The following is a 22,704-nucleotide window of genomic DNA, read 5'->3' on the forward strand; positions in this document are numbered from 1 at the left end:
TCCTCAGATGGGCAGAGCAACGATGGCAGGTACCAGAACGGGCACCGCCAGGGAGAGTACCACGCCGGAAGTAAAGGAATAGATGGTGATACGCTCATGGGTAGCTCCCACCACCACCGGCAGCACTGTGTCCATGGCGGCGGCGCCGGGCAGGGCGGCACACTCCACATAGCCCACATACCGGGCCACAAAGGGAATGGCCAGGATGGAGAAGATCTCCCGCATCACATTGGACAGAAAGGCTACTGCCGATACCGACAGGGAATAGGGGGCCAGCAGAGTGGGGGCCAGGGAGTACCAGCCCATGCCGGCGGAGGCGGCCATAGAGTCCTTGATGCCGAGAGGGAGAAAAAGACCAGCCAAAGCGGCAAAGACCAGAGTACCGGCGCACACCGCCACCGGAACCAGCAGCACCTGGAAACCGGCGGTCTTGATGTCGCTGACAAAGGTGCCCTGCTTGCCCATATCCATACCTACCATAAATAGAAGCAGGTAGAGGCCGAAGTTGATGACGGTACCGCAGTGGGCGGTGACGGCGGGGGGAAATACAAAGCGGCCGGCCAGCATACCCAGCACTACCGCAATGACGATCCATTTGGTGAGGGAGTTGTCCGCCTTGCCTGCGGAGTGGGCAGTATCTTCACCGGTCTGGTTGCTGCCCCGGGGCAGACCCACATGGTTCAGCTTGAGGACGAACCGGCGCAGTAGGGTAAGAAAGAGGATGGAGCCAAACATAGCCAACACGGTAATGAGCAGCGCGGCTAGACCGATCTGGCCCAGAGAGGCAATGACCTCATCATTGGCGCCCAGATTGACGCCCAGGGTAACAATCAGAATCATCAGAGCTACAAATTGCAGCTTGCCCACCCATACCAGGGGACGACTGCGTACCCCGGGCCGGGAGCCGATCAGTGCGCCCAGAATTACCAGCGCGATGTAGATCGCCAGATTGCTCAGGGTGCTGAGTGTAGTGCCCATAGAAGTACATCCTTTCTGAACCATAAAATGTGAGAAAAAACGCGGAAACAGGCAGCAGGGCCATTCTAGCATATCTCCTATGGAAAGTCCACCCCTGAACGACAGCGGTCAATAAGTGAAAGTCAACTCGCATTTTTAAAACTATTTAGTTTGTGAAGGATACTAAAGTTATAAGATCTGCCCTAATATTCTGGATATAATTTCATGATTTGCACAAAAAAAGGGAAAGAATTTTGGGGGGCGTGCTCCATTTTTCACTTGCATCTGAAGTTTAAATGGGTTATAGTTTGGTTGAGCAAAAAAACTATTTGGGCAAAAAAATTTTTGTGAGGTGATTGGAATGGGTACACCAAAAACAAAGAACTCTGATACCGTATTTCAATGGAACGGTATCCCCCAGCCGGGTCAGCTGATCCCCCTGGGCCTCCAGCACGTGGTGGCCGCGGTAGTGGGTATCATTACGCCTGCTATTCTGGTTGCCAACACCTGTGGTCTGAGCGAAGCAGAGAAGACCCTGATGATTCAGGTCTCCCTGATCCTGACCGCCCTTGCCACTCTGCTCCAGCTTTTCCCCATCTTCCGGCGCATCGGCTCCGGTCTGCCCGTCATCATGGGCATCAGCTTTGCGTACATCCCCACCCTCCAGGCCATTGGCGCACAGTTTGACATCGCAACGATTCTGGGCGCTGAGATCATCGGCGGTATCGTGGCCATCGTCTTCGGCGTGTTCGTCAAGTGGATCCGTCCTCTGTTCCCGCCCCTGGTCACCGGCACCGTGATCTTCACCATCGGCCTGTCCCTCTATCCCACCGCTGTCAAGTATATGGCCGGCGGCGCCGGCACCGAGTGGTTCGGCAATGTGAAGAGCTGGGTCGTGGCCCTCATCACCCTGGTAGTGGTGGTCGTCCTGTCCAACTTTACCAAGGGTATCTTCAAGCTGGGTGCCATTCTGATTGGTATGATTGTGGGTTACATCGTGGCCTACTTCACGGGCATGGTGGACTTCACCAGTGTGGGCACCTCCAGCTGGTTTGCTCTGCCCGAGGTCATGCCCTTTGAGATCAAGTTCGTGCCCTCTGCCTGCGTCTCCCTGGCCATCGTGTATGTGGTCAACGCGGTACAGACCATCGGCGACCTGTCCTCTACCACCATGGGCGGCATGGACCGGATGCCTACTGACCGTGAGCTGTCCGGCGGTATCATCGGACAGGGCGTCATGAGCATCCTGGGCGCCTTCTTCGGCGGCCTGCCCACCGCTTCCTACAGCCAGAACGTGGGTATCGTTACGGTCAACAAGGTTATCAACCGTGCCGTCTTTACCCTGGCTGCCGGCATCCTGCTGGTGGCTGGCCTGATGCCCAAGTTTGCCTCCCTGCTCACCACCATTCCCCAGTGCGTCATCGGCGGCGCTACCATCTCTGTGTTTGCCACTATCACGATGACCGGCATCCGTATGATCACCGAGGGCGGCTTTACTGCACGCAAGAGCTCTGTGGTCGGCCTGTCCGTGGCGCTGGGCGTGGGCATCACTCAGGTATCCGGCTGCCTGGCTGGCGAGGGCTTTCCCGAGTGGGTCAACACTGTGTTTGGTTCCTCCTCTGTAGTGGTCGCCACCATCGTGGCTATCATCCTTAATCTGGTATTGCCTAAGGAAAAGGAAAGCAAATAAACTGAAGACGGCAAAAGGCCCGGCTCCTTGGGGAGCCGGGCCCTTTCCTGGGATCATTCCTTAGCTTCGTCAATGTAGCTGTACAGCGTATACTTGGAGATTCCGAAGAACTTGCATACTTTGTCGCCGCTTTTGGTAATAAGGAAGGCACCGGTGTCGTTCAGGAACTGAATGGCCTTCACCTTGTCTTCCTTATTCATCAGCGCCACCGGCTTGCCTACGATCTTTACACTCTGCTCCATCAGCTCATCCAGCAGATCGGAGACATTGCGGGAGATGGGCTCGGGCTCCTTCTCCTCCCGCTCAGTGGCGGTGAACTGCTTGAGCGCAGTCTCCATGGCCAGCATCAGGGTGATATCGTAGTTGATGCCGAAGATCCCGATGGGGGTGCCGTCGTCATCCCGGATGTAGATGGTGGTGGACTTGAGGATCTTGCCGTCCTTGGTGCGGGTTAGGTAGCACAGGTGATCCTGCAGCTGGTCCTGATTGCCCCGCAGGGCCTCCAGGACCACATGAGACGGTCCATCGCCCACCTTCCGTCCCGTAACCTGCCCGTTTTCAATGGCGACGATGGAACTTTCCGGATCGTTGGTGGCCAGGTCATGAACCACCACCTCGCAGTTGGGACCAAACTGGCTGGCGATCCCTTTGGCCAGTTTGAAGAGGAATTGCAGGGTAGATGCTTCTGGCACGTAGATTCCCTCCTTTCAGAGTCTGCGCCAGAGCGGCAGGCACCCCCGGAGGAATGGGCACCAAAGGTTACCGATTCAGCGGCAGACGGTAAAATATATCTCTATCATTTTACCACATTTCAGCTCAGATTCAACTCATTTTGTGGACCTAAAAAATTTTTTGTTTTTCTAACAAAAGTATTGCATATCCGTGCGAAGTGTGGTAACATAAAAACAACGAGAGAATGAAACTATGCAAGATGCACAAATTTCCATATAAAAAGTTGTAGCTGCAACGGAGTGCTTTCGCGCACGGGCTGGATGGACATGGAATTCGGCTGGGTTGCGGATGCAACCTGGCGAAGAACGAATTTGTACTGTCCATTCCACCAGGAATGGGCAATTTTTTTACGGAGAAAAAGAACGAAATTTAAAGGAGGAACTTACTATGCTGCTGGTCGGTAATGGCAGACTCATCACCCGGAGCGAGGAGCTCCCTTATCTGGAAGACGGCGCCGTTGTTCTGGACGGCGAGGTGGTCAAGGAGGTCGGCTCCCTGGCCGACATGAAGGCCAAGTACCCCGACGCCGAGTTCGTGGACGCCAAGGGCGGCGTCATCATGCCCGGCCTTATCAATGTCCATACTCACATCTATTCCGGTCTGGCCCGGGGCCTGTCCATCAACGGCTTCAACCCCACCAACTTTTTTGAGGTGCTGGACGGCCAGTGGTGGTACATCGACCGCCACCTGACTCTGGACGGCACCCGCGCCTGCGCCTACGCCACCATCCTGGACTGCATCCGGGACGGTGTGACTACCATCTTTGATCACCACGCCTCCTTCTGTGAGATCCCCGGTTCCCTCTTTGCCATCAAGGATGTGTGCAAGGAGCTGGGTATGCGCGCCAACCTCTGCTACGAGGTGTCCGAGCGTGACGGCCAGGAGAAGTGCGATCAGTCCATTCAGGAGAACGCCGACTTCGCTAAGTGGGCCAAGGAGCAGGACGACGACATGATCAAGGCCATGTTCGGCGGCCACGCCCTGTTTACCATCTCCGACAAGACCTTTGAGAAGATGGTCAAGGCCAACGACGGAATGACCGGTTTCCATATCCACGTGGCCGAGGGCATGAACGACGTGTACGACTCCCTGCAGAACTACGGCTGCCGCCCCGTCAACCGCCTGCTGTACAACGGCATCCTGGGCGAGAAGACCATGCTGGGCCACTGCATCCACGTCTCTCCCGCCGAGATGGACATCATCAAGGAGACCAACACCATGGTCTGCCACAACCCCGAGTCCAACATGGGCAACGCCGTGGGCTGCTCCCCCGTGCTGCAGCTGTACAACCGGGGCATCCTCATCGGCCTGGGCACCGACGCCTACACCCACGATATGCTGGAGAGCCTGAAGGTCCTGCTGCCCATGCAGCGCCACAACGTCTGTCAGCCCAACGTGGGTTGGTGCGAGGCCACCGGGATGCTCTTCCAGAACAACGCCAAGATCTGCTCCCGCTACTTCAAGAAGCCTCTGGGCGTGCTGAAGCCCGGCGCCGCTGCCGACGTGATCGTGATGGACTACAAGCCCTTCACTCCCTTCTCCGACGCCAACATCGACGGCCATATGCTCTTCGGCATGATGGGCAAGAACTGCCGCACCACCATTATCAACGGCAAGGTGCTGTACAAGGACCGCGAGTTCGTGGGCATTGACGAGGACAAGATCAACGCCTGGTGCATGGAGCAGTCCAAGAAGCTGTGGGGCGAACTGAACCACTGCACTTACTGAGAAAAGCCCCAAAACTGAAAACAAAATGTAATTCCGAGTTATAACGATAACTGGAGGTTTTGATTATGAGCGATATTATGCGTCCCATGCCTTTTGCCCACCTGATGAACTGGATCCTCAGCGAGTATAAGAGCCAGGGTTCCATCTTCGGCGTGTCCAAGCTGGTCAAGCACAGCAACGGCAAGACCCTGCCCATCTTTGAGGAGAAGATCGAGTCTCCCTACGGCCCCGCCGCCGGCCCCCACACTCAGCTGGCCCAAAACATCATCGCCGCCTACGCCGCCGGCAGCCGCTTCTTTGAGGTCAAGACCGTTCAGGTCATGGACGGCGACGAGCTGAGCAAGTGCGTCAACAAGCCCTGCATCACCGCCGCCGACGAGTGCTACAACTGCGAGTGGTCCACCGAGCTGTATGTGCCCCAGGCTTTCGCCGAGTACGTCAAGGCCTGGTTCGCCTGCAAGCTGCTGGCCAAGGAGCTGGAGCTGGGCGATCCCAACGGCTTCGTGTTCAACATGAGCGTGGGCTACGACCTGGCCGGCATCAAGAGCGAGAAGGTGGACAAGTACATCAACGGCATGATGGACGCCTCCCAGACCGAGGTTTGGAAGGAATGCATGGACTGGGCTCTGGCTAACCTGGATAAGTTCCAGAACGTGGATGAGGCCTATGTGAAGGCCATCTCCCCCAAGGTGTCCGACTCCATCACCGAGTCCACCCTCCACGGCTGCCCCCCCGATGAGATCGAGCGCATCGCCACCTACCTCATCACCGAGAAGAACCTGAACACCTATATTAAGTGCAACCCCACGCTGCTGGGCTATGAGTTCGCCCGCAAGACCCTGGACGGTCTGGGCTTTGACTACATCGCCTTTGACGACCACCACTTCCTGGAGGACCTGCAGTGGGAGGACGCCATCCCCATGTTCCACCGCCTGATGAAGCTCACCGGCGAGCGGGGCCTGGAGTTCGGCGTGAAGATCACCAACACCTTCCCCGTGGATGTGAAGGCCGGCGAGCTGCCCAGCGAGGAGATGTATATGTCCGGCCGCTCCCTGTACCCCCTGTCCCTGTCCCTGGCCGGGATGCTGTCCAAGGAGTTCAAGGGCAAGCTGCGCATCTCCTACTCCGGCGGCGCCGACATCCACTCCATCAAGAAGCTGTTTGAGGCCGGTATCTGGCCCATCACCATGGCTACCACCGTCCTGAAGCCCGGCGGCTATCAGCGCTTCAGCCAGATCGGCAAGGAGCTGATGGACATCAGCTATGAGCCCTGGACCGGCGTGGACGTGGCCAAGGCCCAGGCTCTGGTGCAGGAGTTCGTCACCGACGCCCACTACCAGAAGCCCATGAAGCCCATCCCCAGCCGCAAGATGGACAAGAAGGTGCCTCTCATCGACTGCTTCGAGGCCCCCTGCCGCAACGGCTGCCCCATTGAGCAGGATATCCCTGCCTACCTGATGAAGGTCAACGAGGGCAAGTACGAGGAGGCCCTCCAGATCATCACCCACCGCAACGCTCTGCCCTTCATCACCGGCACCATCTGCTCTCACCGCTGCCAGGACAAGTGTATGCGCAACGCCTATGACGAGAGCGTGTACATCCGCACCCAGAAGCTGAAGGCTGCCGAGGGCGGCTTTGAGGCCCTGCTGCCCAAGCTGAAGCCCGCTGCTCCTGTGGCCGGCAAGAAGGTTGCCGTCATCGGCGGCGGCCCCGCCGGTATGTCCGCCGCCTACTTCCTGGGCCGCGCCGGTGTGGATGTGACTATCTTTGAGCGCAAGGACTCCCTGGGCGGCATCGTCCGTCACGTGATCCCCGCCTTCCGTATCAGCGATGAGGCCATCGACAACGACGTCAAGCTGATGAACGCCATGGGCGTGAAGGTGGAGCTGAATACCGAGGTCAAGAGCGTGCAGGACCTCTTTGGTAAGGGTTACACCCACGTCATCCTGGCCACCGGCGCCTGGCACAAGGGCAGCGCCGGCATGGAGTACGGCGAGGAAATGAACGTCATCGAGTTCCTGGAGAAGGCCAAGAAGGCCCCCGAGAGCCTGGATCTGGGCAAGAACGTGGTGGTCATCGGTGGCGGCAACACCGCTATGGACGCTGCCCGGGCCGCCAAGCGCATCCCCGGCGTGGAGAAGGTCTCCCTGGTCTACCGCCGCACCAAGCGCTATATGCCCGCCGATCAGGAGGAGCTGGAGCTGGCTCTGGAGGACGGCGTGGAGTTCTGCGAGCTGCTGGCTCCCGTGGGCGTGAAGGACGGCGTGCTCACCTGCCACCAGATGGAGCTGGGCGCTCCCGATGCCTCCGGCCGCCGGTCCCCCGTGGACACCGGCAAGGTGGTTGAGGTCCCCGCCTGCACCGTCATCACCGCCGTGGGCGAGAAGGTGGACACCGAGCTGTACACCGCCAACGGCCTGGAAGTGGATAACCGCGGCAAGGCTGTGGTCAACGCCGACACCCTGGAGTCCTCCGTGAAGAACGTCTACGTCATCGGCGACGGCCAGAAGGGCCCCGGCACCGTGGTGGAGGCCATTGCCGGCGCTACCAAGGCTGCCCGCGCCATTCAGGACTTCGACGTGAACGTCTATGTGGACAAGAACGTCAACCCCGACTACCAGAAGCCTCTGGCCAAGCGCGGCGACGTCTGCACCGATTGCAGCAGCTGCGACGACATCCGCTGCCTGGGCTGTGCCACCGTGTGCGAGACCTGCACCGAGGTGTGCCCCAACCGTGCCAACGTGGCCATCACCGTGCCCGGTATGCGGATGCGCCAGATCATCCATGTGGATGGTATGTGTAACGAGTGCGGCAACTGCGGCACCTTCTGCCCCTACGACAGCCGTCCTTACAAGGATAAGTTCACCCTGTTCTGGAGCGAGGAGGACTTCGTCAACAGCGAGAACGAGGGCTTCCTGAAGCTGGAAGGCACCAAGACCCGGGTCCGTCTGGGCGGCCAGGTCAAGGAGTACGATGTGGCCGACGCCGGCTGCGGTCTGTACGAGCCCCTGCGCAAGCTGATCTGCGCTGTGTATGACAGCTACAGCTATCTGCTGAAGTAAAAGTGTAAATCGGTTCCACTGCCACCCCCCACGGCAGCGCGCATCGCCTCAGTGTTGACTGAGGCTTTGCGTGCGCGTGGGGGATAGGTGGATTGGACGATGGAATACTGACCGGGCGGGAATCCCTGGAGCCCGCCCTGTGTAAGGAGGAACCCAACATGGCACCGACCCAAAACAACCGTATCGCCATGGTGTACTGCGCCGGCGGCAGCCGGGCCAAGCGCCGGGGAGAGGCGGATCTGTCCTACCTGGATTGCAGCATGGCAAAGCAGGCCTTTGCCGACGGAGTGCTGGAGTGCGCTCAGGGGTGCCTGGGCCTGGGCAGCTGCGTGGAGGCCTGCCGTCTGGACGCCATCCACATCGGTGTCCACGGCGCTGCCGTGGTGGACCGGGAGGCCTGCGTGGGCTGCGGCCTGTGCGTGGAGGCCTGCCCCCAGGGCCTGATCCGTCTGGTGGACGCGGACACCACCATCGTGCCCCGCTGCTCCAATCAGGATGCCGGCCCCGTGGCCCGGAATGCCTGCGACGTCAGCTGCATCACCTGCCGTATGTGCGAGCGCAACTGTCCGGCGGCCGCCATTACCATGGTGGACAACCACGCGGTCATCGATCCGGAGCGCTGCATCTCCTGCGGAATGTGCGCGGTAAAGTGCCCCCGGGGCGTGATTGTGGACGCTGACGGCGTCTTTACCGTGGCTGACTTTGCATAGGAAAGAGGGACCACAGATGAGCTATTCTTTTACCGTAAACGGCGTCCTCCGTACCACCGAGGAGGATAAGCCCCTGCTGCGCTATCTGCGCGACGATCTGCACCTCTATTCCGTCAAGGACGGGTGCAGCGAAGGCGCCTGCGGCACCTGTACCATCGTGGTGGACGGCAAGGCCGTCAAGTCCTGTGTCCTCACCACCAAGAAGGCGGTGGGTAAGACCATCCTCACCGTAGAGGGCCTGTCCCAGGTTGAGCAGGAGGCCTTTGTGTACGCCTTCGGCAAGGTGGGCGCCGTCCAGTGCGGCTTCTGTATCCCCGGCATGGTGATGGCGGGCAAGGCCCTCATCGACCAGAACCCCAATCCCTCCGAGGCCGACATCAAGAAGGCCATCCGGGGCAACATCTGCCGGTGCACCGGCTACAAGAAGATCATTGAGGGCATTGCTCTCACTGCCGCCATTCTCCGGGGGGAGGAGAAGATCGACCCCGAGCTGGAGAAGGGCGACATCTACGGCGTGGGCGACCGGGCCTTCCGCACCGACGTGCGGGGCAAGGTGCTGGGCAGCGGCGCCTACTGCGACGACATCGAGATGGAGGGTATGGTTCATGCCTCCGCCATCCGCTCCCAGTATCCCAGAGCAAAGGTGCTGGACATTGACGCCTCCAAGGCCCTGGAGCTGCCCGGCGTGCTGGCCGTTCTCACCGCCGAGGACGTGCCCAACAACAAGGTGGGCCACATCCAGCAGGACTGGGATGTGTTCATCGCCAAGGGCGATATCACCCGCTGCGTGGGCGACGCCATCTGCCTAGTTGTGGCTGAGAACGAGAAGGTGCTGGCCCAGGCCAAGAAGCTGGTGAAGATCAGCTACGAGCAGCTGGAGCCGGTGCGCTCCATCCAGGAGGCCATGGCCGAGAATGCGCCCAAGCTCCACCCCAACGGCAACCTGTGCCAGCAGCGCCATGTGACCCGTGGCGACGCCAAGACCGCTCTGGCCAACTCCAAGTATGTGGTGACCCAGAGCTACAAGACTCCCTTTACTGAGCACGCCTTCCTGGAGCCCGAGTGCGCCGTGGCCTTCCCCTACAAGGACGGCGTGAAGGTGTACACCTCCGACCAGGGCGTGTACGACACCCGGAAGGAGATCTCCATCATGCTGGGCTGGGAGCCCGACCGCATCGTGGTGGAGAACAAGTTCGTGGGCGGCGGCTTCGGCGGCAAGGAGGACGTGTCCGTGCAGCACCTGGCGGTGCTGGCGGCCCTGAAGGTGAACAAGCCGGTGAAGGTGAAGTTCACCCGGCAGGAGTCCATCAACTTCCACCCCAAGCGCCACTATATGGAGGGTACCTTCACCCTGGGCTGCGATGAGAACGGCATCTTTACCGGTCTGGACTGCGAGATCTACTTCGACACCGGCGCCTATGCCTCCCTGTGCGGCCCCGTACTGGAGCGTGCCTGCACCCACTCCGTGGGCCCCTACTGCTACCAGAATACCGACATCCGTGGCTTCGGCTACTATACCAACAATCCTCCCGCCGGCGCCTTCCGTGGCTTCGGCGTGTGCCAGAGCGAGTTTGCCCTGGAGTCCAACATCAACCTGCTGGCCGAGAAGGTAGGCATCTCCCCCTGGGAGATCCGCTACCGCAACGCCATTGAGCCCGGCAAGGTGCTGCCCAACGGCCAGATCGCCGACTGCTCCACCGCTCTGAAGGAGACCCTGCTGGCGGTCAAGGACGTGTACGAGGCCAACATGGATCACGCGGGCATCGCCTGCGCCATGAAGAACGCCGGCGTGGGCGTGGGCCTGCCCGACAAGGGCCGCTGCAAGCTGGTGGTGCGTGACGGCATGGTGGAGCTGTATGCCGCTGCCTCCGACATCGGTCAGGGCTGCGCCACCGTCTTCCTCCAGGTCCTCTCCCAGACCACCGGGCTGCCCCGGCTACTGCTGCGGAACATGGGTGCCAACTCTGAAGTGGCTCCCGACTCCGGCACTACCTCCGGCTCCCGTCAGACCCTGATTACCGGCGAGGCCGTGCGTATGGCCGCCGTGGATCTGAAGAAGGATATGGACGAGGTGAACGGCGACCTGTCCAAGCTGGAAGGGAAGGAATACTTCGCCGAGTTCTTCGATCCCACCGACAAGCTGGGCTCCGACAAGCCCAATCCCAAGAGCCATGTGGCCTACGGCTTTGCCACCCATGTGGTCATCCTGGACGACGAGGGTCAGGTCAAGGAAGTCTACGCAGCCCACGACTCCGGCAAGGTGGTCAACCCCACCTCCATCCAGGGTCAGATCGAGGGCGGCGTGCTCATGGGTCTAGGCTACGCCCTCACCGAGGACTTCCCCCTGAAGGACTGTGTGCCCCAGGCCAAGTACGGTACTCTGGGCCTGATGCGGTCCAACCAGATCCCCGATATCCACGCCATCTATGTGGAGAAGGACGAGCTGCTGCCCTTCGCCTACGGCGCCAAGGGCATCGGTGAGATCGCCACCATCCCCACTGCACCGGCTGTCCAGGGCGCCTATTACGCCAAGGATCACATCCTGCGCACCAGCCTGCCCATGGAAAAGACCTACTACAAAAAGTAAGCAACGCTCATACCCAGTTACCCAGTCACGGAGGCCGCCCAAAGACCTTCCAGGGGGCCTCAGATCAGCGGTGGAAAAACCACCGCTCTGAGGCCTCCTTTTTTGCTCTGACCGGGAAGAGGGGAGGGGGGAAAACCCACTGAAACCAGAGGGTTTGAGACGTCACCAAAAAAATTTTTAGTATCTCAATATTTTTTTCTGATTTCCTCTTGACAACTGGAAAACAAGTGGTATGATGGTCTCAGAAAACAAAAGAAAGTTTGCGAGTGCGCAAAGAAAATTTGGAGGCGAGTGTTCGATGAAAGACCAGCTCAAATGGGTCCTCAATAAAATGCCGAAGAGCGACGACAAGCAGCTGGACGTCATGTCCCTGTCCAACGTGGCCAAGGCCCGCTTCTTCCACAGCTCCTTCCCCCAGTACTCCATCACCCCCCTGGCTCAGCTGGAGGGCATGGCCAAGTACCTGGGCCTGGGCGGCGTGTATGTGAAGGATGAGTCCTACCGCTTCGGCCTCAACGCCTTTAAGGTGCTGGGCGGCTCCTTCGCCATGGCTAAGTACATTGCCAAGGAGATGGGCCGGGACGTTTCCGAGATGACCTACGACTACCTGACCAGCGAGGCCTTCCGCAAGGAGTTCGGCCAGGCCACCTTCTTCACCGCCACCGACGGCAACCACGGCCGCGGCGTGGCCTGGGCTGCCAACAAGCTGGGCCAGAAGGCTGTGGTACATATGCCCAAGGGCAGCGCCAAGTCCCGCTTTGACAACATCGCCAAGGAGGGTGCCAAGGTCACCATCGAGGAAGTCAACTACGACGACTGCGTGCGTATGGCCGCCGCCGAGGCTGAGCAGACCGAGCACGGCGTCATCGTGCAGGACACCGCTTGGGACGGCTACGAGGAGATCCCCTCCTGGATCATGCAGGGCTACGGCACCATGGCCAACGAGGCTGCCGATCAGCTCCGTCAGTGCGGCGTGAACCGCCCCACTCACGTGTTCGTGCAGGCCGGCGTGGGCTCTCTGGCCGGCGCTGTGGTGGGTTACTTCACCAACCTGTTCCCCAACGATCCTCCCAAGTTCGTGGTAATGGAAGCCCGCGCTGCTGACTGCCTCTATCAGGGTGCTCTGGCCAACGACGGCAAGCCCCGCATCGTCACCGGCGACCTCCAGACCATCATGGCCGGTCTGGCCTGCGGCGAGCCCAACACCATCTCTTGGGACATCCTCCGCAACCATGTTTCCGCCTTCATTTCCTGCCCCGACTGGGTGAGCGCCAAGGGTATGCGTATGCTGGGCGTGCCTGTCAAGGGCGATCCCACTGTGATCTCCGGCGAGTCCGGTGCCGTGGGTATGGGCGTGCTGGACGCCATCATGTGCGACGACACCTACAAGGAGCTGCGCGACGCTCTGGAGCTCAACCGCTTCAGCCAGGTGCTCATGTTCTCCACCGAGGGCAACACCGATCCCCTGAAGTTCCGTCGGGTGATCTGGGACGGCGAGTATCCCACCATCGACACCCCCCAGAAGCCTTACTAAGTTTGTGCTGACCGGGAAATGTCCCGATGAAACCGTGAAATAAATTGAAAATGGAGGTCATTACCATGGATTTTGAGAAGATCAAAGCTGCTGCCGAAGGTTATAAGGCCGACATGACCCGCTTCCTGCGGGACATGATCCGCATCCCCAGCGAGAGCTGCGAGGAGAAGGGCGTTTGCGAGTGCATCAAGGCCGAGATGGAGAAGCTGGGCTTTGACAAGGCCGAGTTCGACGGCCTGGGCAACGTGATCGGCTGGATGGGCGAGGGCGACAAGATCATCGCCATCGACTCCCACATCGACACCGTGGGCATCGGCAATATCAACAACTGGACCCACGATCCCTACGAGGGCTATGAGGACGACGAGGTCATCTACGGCCGCGGCGGTTCCGACCAGGAGGGCGGCATGGCTTCCGCCGTGTACGGCGCCAAGATCATGAAGGATCTGGGCCTGATCCCCGCCGGCTACAAGATCATGGTCGTCGGCTCCGTGCAGGAAGAGGACTGCGACGGTATGTGCTGGCAGTACATCGTCAACAAGTTCTTCCCCGCCAACGGCATCAAGAAGGAGCAGGTTGAGTTCGTTATCTCCACCGAGCCCACCGACGGCGGCATCTACCGTGGTCACCGCGGTCGTATGGAGATCCGCGTGGACGTGAAGGGCGTTTCCTGCCACGGCTCCGCTCCCGAGCGCGGCGACAACGCTATCTACAAGATGGCTGACATTCTCCAGGACGTGCGCGCCCTCAACGAGAACGACGATGCCGACTCCACCGAGATCAAGGGCCTCGTGAAGATGCTCAACCCCAAGTACAACCCCGAGCACTACGAGGATGCCCGCTTCCTGGGCCGCGGCACCTGCACCACCTCCCAGATCTTCTACACCTCTCCCAGCCGCTGCGCTGTGGCTGACTCCTGCTCCATCTCCATCGACCGCCGCATGACCGCCGGCGAGACCTGGGATTCCTGCCTGGATGAGATCCGCAACCTGCCCAACGTGAAGAAGTACGGCGACGACGTGAAGGTCTCCATGTATATGTACGACCGTCCCTCCTGGACCGGCGAGGTGTACGAGACCGAGGCTTACTTCCCCACCTGGATCAACAAGGAGAACGCCGCTCACGTTCAGGCTCTGGCCGACGCCCACCACGCCCTGTTCGGCGAGGAGCGCATCGGGCCCGACGGCGCCATGCACCTGCGTCACCGTCCTCTGATCGACAAGTGGACCTTCTCCACCAACGGCGTTGCCATCCAGGGCCGCTACGGCATCCCCTGCGTGGGCTTCGGCCCCGGTGCTGAGTCTCAGGCTCACGCCCCCAACGAGATCACCTGGAAGCAGGACCTGGTTTCCTGCGCCGCCCTGTACGCTGCCGTGCCCGGCCTGTACAAGGAGGAGAACAAGACCGCTGACGTGACCCAGTTCCGCGCCGGCAAGACCAACAACGACATTAAGTAAGAAGCGCTGACATAGGCCATATGGGGCGGCGCAAGCCGCCCCTGCGGATATGAAACCCGTATCCATCCACCAACCGACTAAATATTGAAAAGGAGATCGATTGCAATGGACAAGACTCTGCAGATGTATATCGACAAGCTGAATGCCCTGAACTTCAAGGAGATGTACGAGGGCGATTTCTTCCTGACCTGGGACAAGACCGACGACGAGATCGAGGCCGTCTTCACCGTGGCCGACGCTCTGCGCTATATGCGTGAGAACAACATCTCCACCAAGATCTTCGAGTCCGGCCTGGGCATCTCCCTGTTCCGCGACAACTCCACCCGTACCCGTTTCTCCTTCGCTTCCGCTTGTAACCTGCTGGGCCTGGAGGTTCAGGACCTGGACGAGGGCAAGAGCCAGATCGCTCACGGCGAGACCGTCCGCGAGACCGCTAACATGATCTCCTTCATGGCCGACGTCATCGGCATCCGCGACGATATGTACATCGGCAAGGGCCACACCTATCAGAAGGAAGTGGTTGAGGCCGTGACCCAGGGCCACAAGGACGGCGTTCTGGAGCAGAAGCCCACCCTGGTCAACCTGCAGTGCGACATCGACCACCCCACCCAGGCTATGGCCGATATGCTGCACATCATCCATCACTTCGGCGGCGTTGAGAACCTGAAGGGCAAGAAGATCGCCATGACCTGGGCTTACAGCCCCTCTTACGGCAAGCCCCTCTCCGTGCCCCAGGGCATCATCGGCCTGATGAGCCGCTTCGGCATGGACGTCGTCCTGGCTCACCCCGAGGGATACGAGGTTATGCCCGAGGTCGAGGAGGTCGCCAAGAAGAACGCCGAGAAGTCCGGCGGCACCTTCACCAAGACCAACAGCATGGCTGAGGCCTTCAAGGATGCCGACATCGTGTATCCCAAGAGCTGGGCTCCCTTCGCCGCCATGGAGAAGCGCACCAACCTGTACGCCGAGGGCGACACCGACGGCATCAAGGCTCTGGAGAAGGAGCTGCTGGCTCAGAACGCCAACCACAAGGATTGGTGCTGCACCGAGGAGCTGATGAAGACCACCAAGGACGGCAAGGCTCTGTATATGCACTGCCTGCCCGCCGACATCAACGACGTGTCCTGCAAGGACGGCGAGGTCGAGGCTTCCGTGTTTGATCGCTATCGTGATCCTCTGTACAAGGAGGCTTCCTACAAGCCCTACATCATCGCCGCTATGATCTTCCTGGCTAAGGTTAAGGATCCCCAGGCCACTCTGAAGGCCCTGGAGGAGCGCGGCATCGCCCGTTGGTTCCAGAAGTAAGATTCTGATCCATATCTGACTTCCATTTTTCCTTCCCCTTCCTTTTAAAGGCCCGTCCGCATAGGTCAACCTGCCTGTATCTGTGCGGACGGGCCCCGCTATTTCACATCCGAAATACTTGGCGTAAACAGCGCCGCTTTTATTCCATTTAAGAGGTGTTTTAACATGGGCAAGCGTATCGTGATCGCCCTGGGCGGCAATGCTCTGGGCAACAATCTTCCTGAGCAGATGATCGCCGTGAAGCAGACCGCCAAGGCCATCGTGGATCTGATTGAAGAGGGCCACGAGGTCATCATTGCCCACGGCAACGGTCCCCAGGTGGGCATGATCCAGAAAGCCATGGCCGAGCTGACCCGCTCCGAGCCGGAGAAGTACATCCCCTGCCCCCTGTCCGTGTGCGTGGCCATGAGCCAGGGCTACATCGGCTACGACCTGCAGAACGCCCTCCGGGAGGAGCTGCTGGATCGGGGCATCAACAAGGGCGTGGCCACCGTGCTGACCCAGGTGGAGGTGGACCCCGAGGACAAGGCTTTCCAGAATCCCACCAAGCCCATCGGCGCCTTCATGACCAAGGAAGAGGCCGACAAGATGGTGGCCGAGCGCGGCTACAACGTCATCGAGGACGCCGGCCGCGGCTATCGCCGTGTGGTGGCTTCTCCCAAGCCCCAGTCCATCATTGAGATCCAGTCCATCCGTGACATGGTGGCTGCCGGCCTGGTGGTCGTGGCCTGCGGCGGCGGCGGTATCCCCGTTTACAAGACCGAGGGTCATCACCTGAAGGGCGCTGCTGCCGTTATCGACAAGGACTTCGCCTCCTGCGTGCTGGCTCAGCAGGTGGAGGCCGATACCCTCATCATCCTCACCGCCGTGGAGAAGGTGGCCATCAACTTCGGCAAGCCCAACGAGCAGTGGCTGGACTCCCTGACCCCCGACGAGGCTCGCAAGTACATCGCTGAGGGTCACTTCGCTCCCGGCTCCATGCTGCCTAAGGTGCAGGCCGCTGTGGAGTTCGCTGAGAGCGCTCCCGGCCGCTCCGCCCTCATCACCCTGCTGGAGAAGGCCAAGGACGGCGTGGCCGGCAAGACTGGTACCGCTATCCATCAGTAATCCAAGCAAACTCCAAACGAACAAAGCAAAACGTGCCCGCTCCGGAAGGCTCCGGGGCGGGCACGTTTCTGGCATAAAAAATCCCCTGCCGGAGAACCGGCAGGGGATTTGTCTTAGTTGTTGGGAATGGGAAGGATCACAGTGAAGGTGGAACCTTTGCCTACCTGGCTCTCCAGGCTGACGGTGCCGCCGTAAAGCTGGGTGATGTGCTTGACGATGGCCAGCCCCAGGCCGGTGCCGCCGTTCTTGCGGGCCCGGCCTTTTTCCACCCGATAGAACCGCTCAAATACCCGGCTCTGGTCCTCCTCGGGGATGCCGATGCCGTGGTCCTCCACCGAGATCACAGCCTTGCCGTCCTGTACATGGACACGGGTGGTCACCGTGCCGCCGTTTTCGCTGTACTTGATGCCGTTGCCCATCAGATTGAAGAGCAGCTCCTTCAGCCGGCTCATGGGGACGCCTACGGTGACGCTCTCGCCCTCTACGGCCAGGGTCACACCGGCGGCCTTGGCGGAGGGCTCCAGCAGGGAGGCGGTGTCATGGGCCGCGTCCAGCACCGCGGAGCGCTCCTCGGTCTGGTCAATGGCCACCGACTCCAGCTCGGACAGCTTGAGAATGTCGTTGATGAGATCAATGAGCCGGTCCACTTCCACGCCGATCATGGTGATAAACCGCTTCTGATCGGCGGGAGAGGTTACCATGCCGCTGGACAGCATATCGGTAAAGCCCTTGATGCTGGTCAGAGGAGTTTTCAACTCATGGGACACGTTGGCGGTGAATTCACTGCGGATACCCTCCGCCTTCTTCAGCTCAGTGACGTCGGACACCAGGATGGAGGTACCCACCGGCTGGCCCTCATACTGGCGGCCGGAGACGGGGGAGACGAAGAGCCGCAGGGAGCGGGCATCCTCGGTGAGAGCATCCACATCCAGCATAATGGAGGAATGTTTTTCCTGGCAGTCATGGATGGCCTCCCGGAGCCGGCGGCTGCGGGTGAGCAGCAGAGCGCCGTCCTCCTGCTCTCCCTCAGGGAAGCCGAACAGGGTACGGGCAGCCCGGTTGATGGCCAGCACCTTGCCTTCCTCATCCAGCAGGATCAGGCCCTCGTCCATACAGTCCAAGATCAGGCTGACCTTGTCCCGCTCGGCGGTAATGGACTGAATGTAGCCGCCCAGCTGATCCATCAGCTTGTCAATGTAGCGCAGGATGGGACGCAGCTCGTCGTCGGCCTGAAGATCCTCCAGTCCGGGTGTCTTTTTGCCGTCCAATACGCCCTGGAGAGCGCCGCCTACCGAGTTGAGAGGGGTTATGATACGGTTGGCGGTGCGGTGGGACAGCAGGAAGGCCAGCAGCAGGGCGGCAATGGAGGCGATCAGGAAACCCCAGACGCCGCTCATCACCAGAGAGTTGATGGAGGACAGGGGCATGGCAGCACGGCCGATCATGCCGTCGGCAAAGCGCTTGGCAACATAGAACATGGAGGTTCCAAGGGTATCAGAATGGCGTGCCGCCTCGCCCCAGCCGGAGCGCTCGGCGTCAATCACCTCGGGACGGCTGTTGTGATCCTCCAGCTGGGAGGCGTCCGCGTCGGTATCGGCCAACACGGTGCCGTCGGTGTCGATGATGGTGAGCCGCTTGTCGGGGGCGGCGGCATGGAACTGCTCCATCAAAGCCTCCGGCTCGGTGATGGCGCTCTGGGCGTCCATCAGCTCCAGCAGCTCCTGCAGGGTGGAGCGGGCGGCGTCCATCTCCCGGCTGCGGAACATCAGGACCCCCACGACATTGGAGATCAGCAGGGCGAACACCACGGTGAGCAGTGTTGCGCCGATGATTCGTTTCTTCATAATAGGCTCCTCTCGCAGATAATGGGAAAACGGGCGGATGGAGGCCGCCCGTGGTGTGACGGCAGCCGCCCCGGCAGGGCGGCAGGCCGTCAGGACATTTTATAGCCCACGCCCCGGACCGTGGTGACCACGTCGTCGCCCAGCTTCTGGCGCAGGGCCTTGACGTGCATATCCACAGTGCGGGTCTCGCCGGTATAGTCGTAATCCCAAACCGTCTGGAGGATCTCGTCCCGGGTGAGGGCCACGCCCCGGCGGGCACACAGCAGCTTGAGCAGCTCAAACTCCTTGAAGGTAAGGTCCACCAGCTTACCGCCCTTGCGGACCTCCCGGGCAGCGGGATCGATCTCCAGATCCCCGCAGGTCAGCACCTGGTCGCCCCGGCGCTCGGTGCGGCGAAGCACCGCCTTCACCCGGGCCTGGAGCTCCATGATGCCGAAGGGCTTGACCACATAGTCGTCGGCCCCGTTTTCCAGGCCGGCCACCCGGTCCATCTCAGCGCTGCGGGCGGTGAGCATGATGACCGGCACCTCGGCGGTGTCCCGGCCCTCCCGCAGGCGGCGGAGGATCTCCAGACCATCCATGCCGGGGAGCATGATGTCCAGAATAAACAGCACGGGAAGGCTATGGGCCGTCTCGCCCTCGAACATGGCCTCGCCGGATTCATAGGGGCGAACGGTATAGCCTACGGATTGAAAATAGTACCGGAGCATCTCACGGATGCTCTCGTCGTCCTCCACCACCACGATGGCTCTGGACATGGGATCACCTTCCATTTCGTATTGGGGGCTCAGGCCTGGAGCTGGATCTCTCCGGTGACACAGAAAATAGCCCACTGGGCGATGTTCACCGCGTGGTCCGCGATGCGCTCCAGATACTTGGCGATGATAATCAGGTCGATGGCCTGGTCAGCCGTCTCCCGGTTCTCCACGATGAGCTCCACCAGCTCGCTCTTGATGGTGCGGAAGAGCTGGTCAATCTCGTCGTCCAGGCTGACCACGGCGTTGGCCGAATCGGTATCCCGGTTGACGTAGGCGAAAATGGCCCGCTTCACCATGACACCGGCCTTCTGGCTCATGGTGCGGATGTCGGCCAGAGTCTGGGTCTGCTGCTGCTCCTTCAGAAGCAGGGAGATCTCGGCGATATTGGAACACTGGTCGCCGATGCGCTGCAGGTCGGTGACCATCTTCAGGGCGGCGGAGATGGTGCGCAGGTCCCGGGCCACGGGCTGCTGCTGGAGGAGGAGACGCAGGCAGCGGTTTTCGATGTCCCGCTCCATCTCGTCCATGTGCTTGGTCATTTCCACCGCGGATTTGGCGGCGGCATCGTCGCTGGAGGCCAGAGACTCCACCACCACGTCGATGGCGTCCTCAGCGGCGGCCGCCATGTCGATCATTTCATAATTGAGCTCCTGGAGCTCGGCGTCAAAGGTTTTTCTCATGAGAGCCTCCTGTTAACCGAAGCGGCCGGTGATGTAGTCCTCGGTGCGCTTATCCTTGGGCACGGAGAAGAGCTGGGTGGTATCCCCGAACTCGATGAGCTGGCCCAGCAGGAAGAAGGCGCATTTGTCGGACACACGGGTGGCCTGCTGCATATTGTGGGTGACGATGACGATGGTGTAGTCCTTCTTCAGATCGGCAATCAGGTCCTCGATCTTGGAGGTGGAGATTGGGTCCAGAGCGGAGGTGGCCTCGTCCATCAGCAGGATGTCGGGCTCCACCGCCAGGGCCCGGGCGATGCAGATACGCTGCTGCTGGCCGCCGGACAGGCCCAGAGCCGACTTTTTGAGGCGATCCTTCACCTCGTCCCAGATAGCGGCGCCCTGGAGGGACTTCTCCACGATGTCGTCCAGACGGCTCTTATTCTTGATGCCATGGGTGCGGGGGCCGTAGGCGATGTTGTCGTAGATGGACATGGGGAAGGGGTTGGGCTTCTGGAACACCATGCCGATCTGCTTGCGCAGCCAGGTCACGTCCACTTTGGAGTCATAGATCTCCTGGCCACGGTACTGGATGGAGCCGGTGATCTTGATGCCGGGGACCAGATCGTTCATCCGGTCCAGGGTTTTCAGGAAGGTGGACTTGCCGCAGCCGGAGGGGCCGATGAGGGCGGTGACCTGCTTTTCGGGAATGTCCACGCTGACATCCTTCAGGGCCTGGGTCTGGCCGTACCAGAGGTCCAGCCCCTTCACAGACAGAATCGTATTTTCATCCATGGTTGGAACTCCTTATTTCTTCTTTAATTTCTTGCCCACCAGCTTGGCGGTCAGGTTGATGACCAGGGTGAGCAGCATCAGGATGGCGGCAATGGCAAAGGCCACGTCAAACTCAGCCCGCTCCTTGGCATACACATACAGAGCCACGGTGAGGGAAGCGCCGGAGGAGTGGATAAAGTGATCGAAGGAGGCAAAAAAGTCATTGAGGGCCATACCCATGCCGGCGGTAAAGAGCAGGGCGGCGGACTCGCCCACAATGCGGCCCACGGACAGAATGCAGCCGGTGACGATGCCGTCCACCGAGGAGGGCAGCACCACCGTGCGGATCATGCGCCACTTGCCGGCGCCCAGGCCCAGAGCGGCCTCACGGTAGGACTGGGGCACGGTCTTGAGGGCCTCCTGAGTGGTGCGGACGATGGTGGGCAGGGTCATGATGACCAGGGTGAGGGAGCCGGCCAGCAGGGAGGCCTTCAGACCCATGAACTGACAGAAGAAGAGCATACCCACCAGGCCGAAGATGATGGAGGGAATGCCGGTGAGGGTCTCGGTGGCAAACTCCAGAATACCCACCAGCCGGCGGTTGCGGGCGTACTCGGTGAGGTAGATGGCGGCGCCCACGCCCAGAGGCAGGATAAAGATCAGGGTGACCACCACAATATAGACCGTGTTGAGGATGTTGGGCAGGATACCGATGGTGTCCTTGATATAGCTGGTTTCGGTGGTCAGGAACTCCCAGGAGATGTGGGGCAGACCATTGATGAAGATATAGCCGATGACGAACACCAGCAGCGCGCAGGTCAGGATCGCGCAGAAGTAGAGCAGGAAACGGAGGGTACGGTCATAGGCCTTCCGCTTTCCGGAAAGAGGTTTCATTTCGATCACAGTATATCACCCCTTCTTCCGTTTGAGAAGCGTGTTGAGGATCACATTGATAAGCATGATAAAGAGGAAGAGCACCAGCGCGATGGAAAACAGAGCCTGACGCTGGAGGCCGGAGGCGTAGGACATTTCGCTGGCCACAGCGGTGGTCAGGAAGCGGACGGAGGAGAAGAGGGAGGGCATATTGGCCACGTTGCCGGCCACCATGATGACGGCCATGGCCTCGCCGATGGCACGGCCGATGCCCAGCACGATAGAGGCGGCGATACCGCTGGAGGCGGCGGGAACGCTTACCCGGAACACTGTCTCAATGTGGGTGGCGCCCAGGGCCAGGGAGGCCTCCTCATACTCCTTGGGGACCGCCTTCAGGGCGGTCTCGGACACGGAGATGATGGAGGGCAGGATCATGACGGCCAGCACGATGATGGCGCAGAACAGGCTGGCGCCGTCAGGCAGGTTGAACAGTTCCCGGACGGCGGGGACCAGCACCATCATGCCGATGAGGCCGTAGACCACCGAGGGGATGCCTGCCAGCAGGTCCACCGCGGTGCGCACGGCGGAGGCGACTCTGGGCGGGGCGATCTTGGCCAGGAATACCGCCGTCATAAAGCCCACCGGAACGCCCAGCACAATGGCGCCGGCGGTGCCGTAGATGGAGGTCAGAATAAAAGGAAGGATACCGAAGGAAGGCTCTGCTGCGGTGGAGGCCCACTTGGTCCCGAACAGAAATTCCACCAGCCCGATCTCCTTAATGGCGGGCAGGCCGGAGATGATCAGGTAGATGCTGATGAACAGGACGAAGACGACCGCGATGAAACCGCAGAGGAAGAACAGCAGGTTCATGGTCACTTCCAACGGTCGGAGCTTTTGTTTCATGGTTGATGACCGGCCTTTCGTAAA

Annotated in this window: 17 protein-coding genes; 9 read left to right on the forward strand and 8 right to left on the reverse strand. The window is 60.4% G+C overall.

From position 1 onward, the window contains the following. Positions 1-3: 3 nt before the first annotated feature. Entirely contained in the window at positions 4-978 is a 975-nt protein-coding gene (locus B5G06_RS04075) for a lysine exporter LysO family protein (RefSeq protein WP_087187808.1), read from the reverse strand. A 340-nt stretch (positions 979-1,318) separates the two neighbouring features. Between B5G06_RS04075 and B5G06_RS04080 the strand changes: the two genes are divergently transcribed. Beyond that, the gene (locus tag B5G06_RS04080; protein ID WP_087187809.1) at positions 1,319-2,647 is read left to right on the forward strand and encodes a uracil-xanthine permease family protein; all 1,329 of its coding nucleotides are present in this window, start codon (positions 1,319-1,321) and stop codon (positions 2,645-2,647) included. A gap of 53 nt (positions 2,648-2,700) precedes the next feature. Here B5G06_RS04080 and B5G06_RS04085 read toward each other — a convergent pair whose 3' ends face one another. Beyond that, positions 2,701-3,339, reverse strand: coding sequence for a helix-turn-helix transcriptional regulator (locus B5G06_RS04085; RefSeq protein WP_087187810.1), 639 nt, complete (start codon positions 3,337-3,339; stop codon positions 2,701-2,703). Positions 3,340-3,766: 427 nt separating this feature from the next. Between B5G06_RS04085 and ssnA the strand changes: the two genes are divergently transcribed. The 8 genes from ssnA to arcC all read left to right on the forward strand — a co-directional run bounded on the left by ssnA (position 3,767) and on the right by arcC (position 16,869). Continuing rightward, on the forward strand, positions 3,767-5,107 hold the full coding sequence (gene ssnA, locus B5G06_RS04090) for a putative aminohydrolase SsnA (protein WP_087187811.1): 1,341 nt from the start codon (positions 3,767-3,769) through the stop codon (positions 5,105-5,107). 65 nt (positions 5,108-5,172) lie between these two features. Next, complete coding sequence (gene ygfK / locus B5G06_RS04095) at positions 5,173-8,169, forward strand: putative selenate reductase subunit YgfK (RefSeq protein WP_087187812.1); 2,997 nt, start codon at positions 5,173-5,175, stop codon at positions 8,167-8,169. A 158-nt stretch (positions 8,170-8,327) separates the two neighbouring features. After that, positions 8,328-8,879, forward strand: a complete 552-nt coding sequence (locus tag B5G06_RS04100; RefSeq protein ID WP_087187866.1) for a 4Fe-4S binding protein — start codon at positions 8,328-8,330, stop codon at positions 8,877-8,879. 16 nt (positions 8,880-8,895) lie between these two features. Then, positions 8,896-11,466, forward strand: a complete 2,571-nt coding sequence (xdh, locus tag B5G06_RS04105; protein WP_087187813.1) for a selenium-dependent xanthine dehydrogenase — start codon at positions 8,896-8,898, stop codon at positions 11,464-11,466. 298 nt (positions 11,467-11,764) lie between these two features. Further along, positions 11,765-13,000, forward strand: a complete 1,236-nt coding sequence (dpaL, locus tag B5G06_RS04110) for a diaminopropionate ammonia-lyase (protein ID WP_087187814.1) — start codon at positions 11,765-11,767, stop codon at positions 12,998-13,000. Positions 13,001-13,065: 65 nt separating this feature from the next. Further along, positions 13,066-14,457, forward strand: coding sequence for a YgeY family selenium metabolism-linked hydrolase (locus B5G06_RS04115; RefSeq protein ID WP_087187815.1), 1,392 nt, complete (start codon positions 13,066-13,068; stop codon positions 14,455-14,457). A 105-nt stretch (positions 14,458-14,562) separates the two neighbouring features. After that, positions 14,563-15,762 carry a knotted carbamoyltransferase YgeW gene (gene ygeW, locus B5G06_RS04120; protein WP_087187816.1) on the forward strand — a complete coding sequence of 400 codons (1,200 nt, stop codon included), beginning with the start codon at positions 14,563-14,565 and terminating at the stop codon, positions 15,760-15,762. A gap of 165 nt (positions 15,763-15,927) precedes the next feature. After that, entirely contained in the window at positions 15,928-16,869 is a 942-nt protein-coding gene (gene arcC / locus B5G06_RS04125; RefSeq protein ID WP_087187817.1) for a carbamate kinase, read from the forward strand. A 113-nt stretch (positions 16,870-16,982) separates the two neighbouring features. Here arcC and B5G06_RS04130 read toward each other — a convergent pair whose 3' ends face one another. The 6 genes from B5G06_RS04130 to pstC all read right to left on the reverse strand — a co-directional run bounded on the left by B5G06_RS04130 (position 16,983) and on the right by pstC (position 22,680). Further along, the gene (locus B5G06_RS04130; protein ID WP_087187818.1) at positions 16,983-18,713 is read right to left on the reverse strand and encodes a sensor histidine kinase; all 1,731 of its coding nucleotides are present in this window, start codon (positions 18,711-18,713) and stop codon (positions 16,983-16,985) included. A gap of 89 nt (positions 18,714-18,802) precedes the next feature. Then, entirely contained in the window at positions 18,803-19,471 is a 669-nt protein-coding gene (locus B5G06_RS04135; protein WP_087187819.1) for a response regulator transcription factor, read from the reverse strand. A 29-nt stretch (positions 19,472-19,500) separates the two neighbouring features. Continuing rightward, on the reverse strand, positions 19,501-20,151 hold the full coding sequence (phoU, locus tag B5G06_RS04140; RefSeq protein ID WP_087187820.1) for a phosphate signaling complex protein PhoU: 651 nt from the start codon (positions 20,149-20,151) through the stop codon (positions 19,501-19,503). A 12-nt stretch (positions 20,152-20,163) separates the two neighbouring features. Next, positions 20,164-20,925, reverse strand: coding sequence for a phosphate ABC transporter ATP-binding protein PstB (gene pstB / locus B5G06_RS04145; RefSeq protein ID WP_087187821.1), 762 nt, complete (start codon positions 20,923-20,925; stop codon positions 20,164-20,166). A gap of 12 nt (positions 20,926-20,937) precedes the next feature. After that, on the reverse strand, positions 20,938-21,804 hold the full coding sequence (gene pstA / locus B5G06_RS04150; RefSeq protein ID WP_087187867.1) for a phosphate ABC transporter permease PstA: 867 nt from the start codon (positions 21,802-21,804) through the stop codon (positions 20,938-20,940). A gap of 9 nt (positions 21,805-21,813) precedes the next feature. Next, complete coding sequence (gene pstC / locus B5G06_RS04155; protein WP_087187822.1) at positions 21,814-22,680, reverse strand: phosphate ABC transporter permease subunit PstC; 867 nt, start codon at positions 22,678-22,680, stop codon at positions 21,814-21,816. Positions 22,681-22,704 lie beyond the last annotated feature (24 nt).

The organism is Flavonifractor sp. An52 (assembly GCF_002159385.1).
Lineage (GTDB): Bacteria > Bacillota > Clostridia > Oscillospirales > Oscillospiraceae > Flavonifractor > Flavonifractor avicola.